The following is a 6,387-nucleotide window of genomic DNA, read 5'->3' on the forward strand; positions in this document are numbered from 1 at the left end:
GCCCCGGGGCGGCTCGGACCGCTGAGCCCGACGCCGACGCCGACGCCGACGCTGACGCCCGACGCCTGACGCCCGACGCCCACGGCGGCGGCAGCCCCGACGCGCAGGCCCCGTGCGCCCCGGCCCGGTAAGCTCGACCACCATGATCGCACTGGACTTCTCTGAGCAGATTGCCGCCCTCCGGGCCACGTTCGAGGACATCCGGGCCGTGATCGGGCAAGACCGGCTCGTCGCCGAGATCGCCCAGCTCAGCGAGCAGGCGTCGGCGCCCGACCTCTGGGACGACACCGAGAACGCGCAGAAGGTCACCAGCGCGCTCAGCCACCGCCAGGCCGAGCTCGAGAAGCTCGAGACCACCGAGCAGCGCCTCGACGACCTCGGCGTCCTGGTCGAGATGGCCAACGACGGCGACGACCAGGAGTCAGCGGACGAGGCGCAGGCCGAGCTCAAGAGCCTGCAGAAGATGATGGACACGCTCGAGGTGCAGACGCTCCTCGACGGCGAGTACGACCCGCGGCCCGCGGTCATCACCATCCGTGCGGGGGCCGGCGGCGTCGACGCGGCCGACTTCGCCGAGATGCTGCTCCGCATGTACCTGCGCTACGCCGAGAAGCACGGCATGGCTGCCACGGTGATGGACACGAGCTACGCCGAAGAAGCCGGCATCAAGAGCGCCACCTTCGAGATCGACGCGCCCTACGCCTTCGGCACCCTCAGCGTCGAGGCCGGCACGCACCGTCTCGTCCGCATGAGCCCCTTCGGTGCGGCAGGCAAGCGCCAGACGAGCTTCGCCGCCGTCGAGGTCATCCCGCTGATGGAGGAGACGGAGGCGGTCGAGATCCCCGAGAACGACATCCGCGTCGACGTCTTCCGGTCCTCGGGCCCCGGCGGCCAGAGCGTCAACACGACCGACTCGGCCGTCCGCCTGACCCACATCCCGACCGGCACCGTCGTCTCGATGCAGAACGAGAAGAGCCAGATCCAGAACCGGGCCGCGGCGATGCGCGTGCTGCAGTCGCGCCTCCTGCTGCTGCAGAAGGAGGCGGAGAACGCGAAGAAGAAAGAGCTCGCCGGCAACATCACGGCCAGCTGGGGCGACCAGATCCGCAGCTACGTCCTCGCGCCGTACCAGATGGTGAAGGACCTGAGGAGCGAGCACGAGGTCAACAACCCGTCGAACGTGTTCGACGGCGACCTCGACGGCTTCATCTCCGCGGGCATCCGCTGGCGCAAGCGCGACGACGACTGAGCAGGGCGCGAACGAGGCGCGGGGGAGTCACGGAGGAGGCGCGGTGCGCGACGGCACCGCGCCTCCTCCGCTCCCTCCCAGCGCTTCCATAGGCCCGTTCGAGGGGCGAGTCGCGACCGCGATCGGAGCAGCCCGCGCATAGGGTGATCCCCGTCATGATCCGTTTTGATGAAGTCACCAAGGTGTATTCCGGCAACCCCCGGCCGGCACTGAACTCGGTCACCCTCGAGATCCTCAAGGGCGAGTTCGTGTTCCTCGTCGGCGCCTCCGGCTCCGGCAAGTCCAGCTTCCTGCGACTCGTGCTCAAGGAGGAGAAGCCCTCGAAGGGCCAGATCCACGTGCTCGGGCAGAAGCTCGGCGTGCTCTCGAGCCGCAAGGTCCCGTACTTCCGCCGCAACCTCGGGGTGGTGTTCCAGGACTTCCGCCTGCTGCCGCAGAAGAGCGTGTTCGACAACGTCGCCTTCAGCCTGCAGGTGATCGGCAAGAGCAAGGGCTTCATCCAGGAGGCGGTGCCCGACGTCCTGAAGATGGTCGGCCTGGTGGGCAAGCAGCAGCGCCTGCCGCACGAGCTCTCGGGCGGCGAGCAGCAGCGCGTGGCCATCGCCCGCGCCATCGTCAACAAGCCCTCGATCCTGCTGGCCGACGAGCCCACGGGGAACCTCGACCCCTCGACCAGCGCGGGCATCATGACACTGCTCGAGCGGATCAACGCCGGCGGCACCACGGTCATCATGGCGACGCACGACGCCGGCATCGTCGACCAGATGCAGCGTCGGGTCATCGAGCTGAGCGCCGGCAACATCCTCCGCGACGAGCGCCACGGCGGCTACCAGACGCAGGCGGTGCCCATCCAGGCCATCGGTGTGGAAGACCTCAGCCTGAGGGGAGCGGACGAATGAGACTCGGACTCGTCCTCGGCGAGGTCGGCAGCGGCCTCCGGCGCAACGTCTCGATGGTCGTCGCCGTCGTGCTCGTCACGTTCATCTCGCTGACCTTCGTCGGCACCGCGGCCCTGCTCCAGCTGCAGATCAACCAGATGAAGGGCTACTGGTACGACAAGGCCCAGGTGGCCGTCTACCTCTGCACCGAGACCGACACGACCGGCAACTGCACGGGCGCCAAGGCCACCCAGGACCAGATCGACGGCGTCGAGGCCCAGCTCAGCAGCCAGGTGCTCGCTCCGTTCGTCGACAGGTCGTACTTCGAGACGCAGGACGAGGCCTACGCCCGCTTCACGACCCAGTTCGCGGACAGCCCCGCGACCGAGTTCGTGCAGCCGTCGTACCTCAACGAGACCTTCTGGGTGAACCTCAAGGACCCGACGCAGTCGGACGTCCTCACCGAGAGCCTGTCGAGCCTCGCCGGCGTGCAGAGCGTCGTCGACCAGCGCGGCTACCTCGACCCGATCTTCTCGGTGCTCAACGCCGCGAGCTACACGGCCATCGGCATCGCGGTGCTGATGCTCATCGCGGCGGTGCTGCTGATCGCCACCACCATCCGGCTCAGCGCCTTCAGCCGACGGCGGGAGCTCGGCATCATGCGGCTGGTGGGCGCGTCGAACAGGTTCATCCAGACGCCGTTCATCCTCGAGGGCGTGATCGCCGCGTTGGTGGGCTCGGTGCTGGCGGGCGGCGCGCTGATCGCGATCGTCAACTTCTTCGTCAAGGGCTACCTCGTGACGACCTTCGCCTCGACGCCGTTCATCGGGCTGCGCGAGACCGCGATCGTCGTGCCGGTGGTGGTCGTGATCGGCATCGCCCTGGCGGCGCTGTCGGCCAACGTCGCCATCAGGCGGTACCTCAAGGTCTAGCGACGCCGCGGCGTCCCGAGGCAGGGGCCTGAAGGAGGCGCGGTGCAGGTCAGCCTGCACCGCGCCTCCTTCGCTGCCTGGCTGTGTAGACTGACAGGCTGCCTGATCGCGGGCAGACCATCCCACGAACGACCGGAGGCAGAGCGTGGCGAAAGAACGCGGCGAGAAGGTCGTGGCCACCAACCGTCGGGCGCGCCACGACTACCTGATCGAGGACACCTACGAGGCCGGCATCGTGCTGAGCGGCACCGAGGTCAAGTCGCTGCGGCAGGGGCGGGCGTCGCTCGTCGACGGCTACGCCTTCGTCGACGCCGGCGAGGCCTGGCTCGACGCGGTGCACATCCCCGAGTACACCGAGGGCACGTGGAACAACCACGCGCCCCGGCGCAAGCGGAAGCTGCTGCTGCACAAGCAGCAGATCGTGAAGATCGGGCAGAAGACGAAGGAGGGCGGCTTCACCGTCATCCCCCTCAAGATCTACTTCAGCGACGGCCGGGCGAAGGTCGAGATCGCGGTCGCCAAGGGCAAGCGCGAGTACGACAAGCGGCAGACCCTGCGCGAGCGCACGGCGAACCGTGAGGCGCAGTCGGCGATGTCGGCCCGGAAGCACCTCGGCGAGTAGAGCGGACAGCGTCGGGCGGGTAGACTCGACCACAGCGACAACGGTTCTTCACAAGACAACAGAGTGTGACAACGGCCCCCTCATGGGGATGATCGGTTTCGACATCGCCTGTGTGCGAACGAGAAGCGGGCCGAGGATCCAGGGTTATCTCGTAAACGATCTCTGGAAAACAATAAGTGCCAATAACAAGCGCACTGACTTCGCTCTCGCTGCGTAAGCAGTAGAGCCACATGGAGTCCGTCAGTCTGGTGACCGCCTTCTAACCAGAGCCTGACGTCATCTAGAGGGCTTGCTGCGTGACTACGCCTGAGGGTCACGCGGGACTTCCACTCGGGCTGGGCCCGTCGACCTAGGAGCCAGTAGCGAAGGTCGGGGCCGAGCAGAACGTCTCATCTGGCTACGCCCGTAGAATGCGTGCAATCTCAGCGATGGACGGGGGTTCAATTCCCCCCATCTCCACCATCGGGTCGTCGTCACACTCTGTTCCGTCGTCGCGACGACGAAGGCCCCCTCCCGCATCGGGAGGGGGCCTTCGTCGTTCCGTGGGTGCACGGCCCGCGGCACACCGCAGGGCAGCCCGCAGGAGGCGCGGTGCCGGCACACGAGGAAGGCCCCCGACCGATGTGGTCGGGGGCCTTCTCCGTGTGCGTGGTGCGGTGTCGCGTGCTGCAGCCTCGAACTACTCCGAGTCGGAGCCCGTGACGGTCGCGAGCTTCGCGCGGCGGCGAGCCGCGAACGCGAGACCGGCGCCGGCGAGGGTCAGGGCAGCGCCCAGGCCCAGCGCGAGGCCCTGGTTCTCAGAGCCGGTGTACGCGAGGCCGCCCGGGGCGCGGACGGGGGTGACGGCAGCGGCGACCGCGGTGGCGGCGACGACGCTGAAGTCGACCGAGTTCGAGTCGCCGGAGATGCCGGTCAGGACGCCGTCGGCGTCGACCGTGAACGCGAAGGCGACGACGGTGAAGCTGCCGGCCTCGACGTTGCGGAGGGTGGTGGTCCAGTTGCCGGCCGCGTCGACGACGATGCTCTCGTCGGCGATGGCCTCCTCGAAGGGAGCGGACGACTGAGGCGTCTGGCCCTTCGGGAAGACCACGTAGGCGATGTTGTCGCCCGGCGTGCCGGTGCCCGAGATGACGACGTCGGAGCCGACGATGACCTGGTCGGGGATCGGCGACGTGATGACCGGAGGGGTGAGCACGGTCGGGGTGACCGGGACGGCCGCGACGGCAGGCAAGATGAACGAGCGCGTGACGGTGTTGTCGAAGCCGCTGCCGCCGACGAAGCCGCTGACCGTGACGGTCTGCGCGACGGGGGCGGTGTCCGAGTAGGTGACGACGATCGAGTAGGTCGAGCCGCTGCCGAGGTTCTGGCGGCCGAGCTCACCGGTCGGGCCGTTCACGACGACCGTGGAGCCGACGGGCGCCGTGCCCGAGAACGTCACGGTGCGGCTCGCGGTCGTCGTGCCCGCGACGGGGGTGTCGAGTGCGACGACCTTGGCGGGAGCCGGAGCGACGACGGGCGCCGGGATCGAGAACGCACGGGTCACGGGGGTGATGCCGCTGCCGCCGAGGGTGCCGTTCACGGTGACCGACTGGGCCGCCGCCGACGTGTCGGCGTAGGTGTACGTGATCGCGTACGACGTGGCGTTGCCGAGGTTCTGGCGTCCGAGCTCGCCCGCGGCGTTGCTCACGACGACCGTCGAGCCCTCGGACGCGGTGCCCGAGAAGGTGACGGTGCGCGTGTCGAGCACCTGGCCCTCGGTCGGGGTCGCGACGGTGAGGAACTTCGAGATGGGGAGGCGGAAGGCCACCGTCTTGGCGTCCGAGAAGCCGCTGCCGCCGGCGATGCCGTCGACGAAGACGCTCTGTCGCGAGGACGCGGTCTCCGCGTAGGCCGGCAGGTCGACCGTGAAGGCACCGGTGGTGCGGTCGGTCGTCGCCGAGCCGAGGAGGGTGGTGCGTGTCGTGTCGCTGAAGACACGGATGGACGAACCGGCGACGGCCGAACCCACGATGTCCACGTCGCGGGAGGTCGTGGTCGACCCCTCCGCAGGACTCGTGACGACGAGGTCGCCGACAGCGGCGGAGGCGGCGGTGGAGGTGAGGAGGACCCCACCGAGGGCGAGCGAGAGCGCAGCCGGAACGGCGAGCGCGCGACGCCAAGAGAACTTGGTGATCACGTACCTGGTGCTTTCTGTAGGAGATGGAGCGACAGTGCTCATCGCCCTAGCCCAGCGCCGGGGGACATGCGTGGGGCACCCAGACGAGGCCCCTGTGGAGAGCCTAAGGAGATCCGGCCCGCATTTCCGGGTCCGTCGGGTGGTCCGCCGGATGGTCTCGGCCCTCGAACGGGTGACGAGCCGGGTGGTCCAGATGGGGGACACGGGACGGGCACAGCGAGTTCGCCGTGCCCGTCCGGTCACCACTCGGTCAACGACGCTGGTGTCGACCGCCGCCCGTCCTGAGGCGCGCGACCGAGACCGCACCGATGCCGGCCACGAGGAGCATGGCCGCGATGCTCGCGAGCCAGGCGCTCTCCGAGCCCGTGAACGCGAGACCGGCGCGACCGGCCGGCGTGCTGCCGCCGTTCCCGACGCCGGGTGCCGTGCCTGCTCCCGGACCGGGCGCGACCGGCGTGACGGTGCCTGGCCCGACGGGGCCCGACCCCGGATCGACGGGCGGCGTCGAGGGATCGGTCGGCGCCGTCGGC

The 6,387-nt window shown here is 69.0% G+C and carries 5 protein-coding genes, 1 other RNA gene and 1 pseudogene; 5 read left to right on the plus strand and 2 right to left on the minus strand.

The genetic code is table 11. The features are described 5' to 3' along the window. The first annotated feature begins 142 nt into the window (after positions 1-142). The 5 genes from prfB (at position 143) to ssrA (ending at position 4,143) form a co-directional block, all read left to right on the plus strand. Entirely contained in the window at positions 143-1,249 is a 1,107-nt protein-coding gene (prfB, locus tag RWM17_RS11080) for a peptide chain release factor 2 (protein ID WP_314103676.1), read from the plus strand. Positions 1,250-1,404: 155 nt separating this feature from the next. Beyond that, positions 1,405-2,148 (plus strand): cell division ATP-binding protein FtsE, encoded by a 744-nt coding sequence (gene ftsE / locus RWM17_RS11085; protein ID WP_123547268.1) that lies wholly within the window; start codon positions 1,405-1,407, stop codon positions 2,146-2,148. Beyond that, positions 2,145-3,059: a permease-like cell division protein FtsX gene (gene ftsX, locus RWM17_RS11090; protein WP_314103679.1), complete on the plus strand. Its 915-nt coding sequence runs from the start codon at positions 2,145-2,147 to the stop codon at positions 3,057-3,059. Before ftsE ends, ftsX begins: the two co-directional genes overlap by 4 nt. Positions 3,060-3,204: 145 nt before the next feature. Then, complete coding sequence (gene smpB / locus RWM17_RS11095) at positions 3,205-3,681, plus strand: SsrA-binding protein SmpB (protein WP_209560535.1); 477 nt, start codon at positions 3,205-3,207, stop codon at positions 3,679-3,681. Positions 3,682-3,765: 84 nt separating this feature from the next. Continuing rightward, positions 3,766-4,143, plus strand: a transfer-messenger RNA (tmRNA) gene (gene ssrA, locus RWM17_RS11100). A gap of 217 nt (positions 4,144-4,360) precedes the next feature. On the opposite strand, the gene RWM17_RS11105 is transcribed toward ssrA, so the two are convergent. Together RWM17_RS11105 and RWM17_RS11110 are read right to left on the minus strand one after the other, a co-directional pair. Further along, positions 4,361-5,857 carry a hypothetical protein gene (locus tag RWM17_RS11105; protein WP_314103681.1) on the minus strand — a complete coding sequence of 499 codons (1,497 nt, stop codon included), beginning with the start codon at positions 5,855-5,857 and terminating at the stop codon, positions 4,361-4,363. 250 nt (positions 5,858-6,107) lie between these two features. Further along, a pseudogene (locus RWM17_RS11110) lies at positions 6,108-6,387 on the minus strand (hypothetical protein); the annotation flags it as partial.

The sequence above is a fragment of the uncultured Frigoribacterium sp. genome, assembly GCF_963515265.1.
Classification (GTDB): Bacteria; Actinomycetota; Actinomycetes; order Actinomycetales; family Microbacteriaceae; genus Frigoribacterium.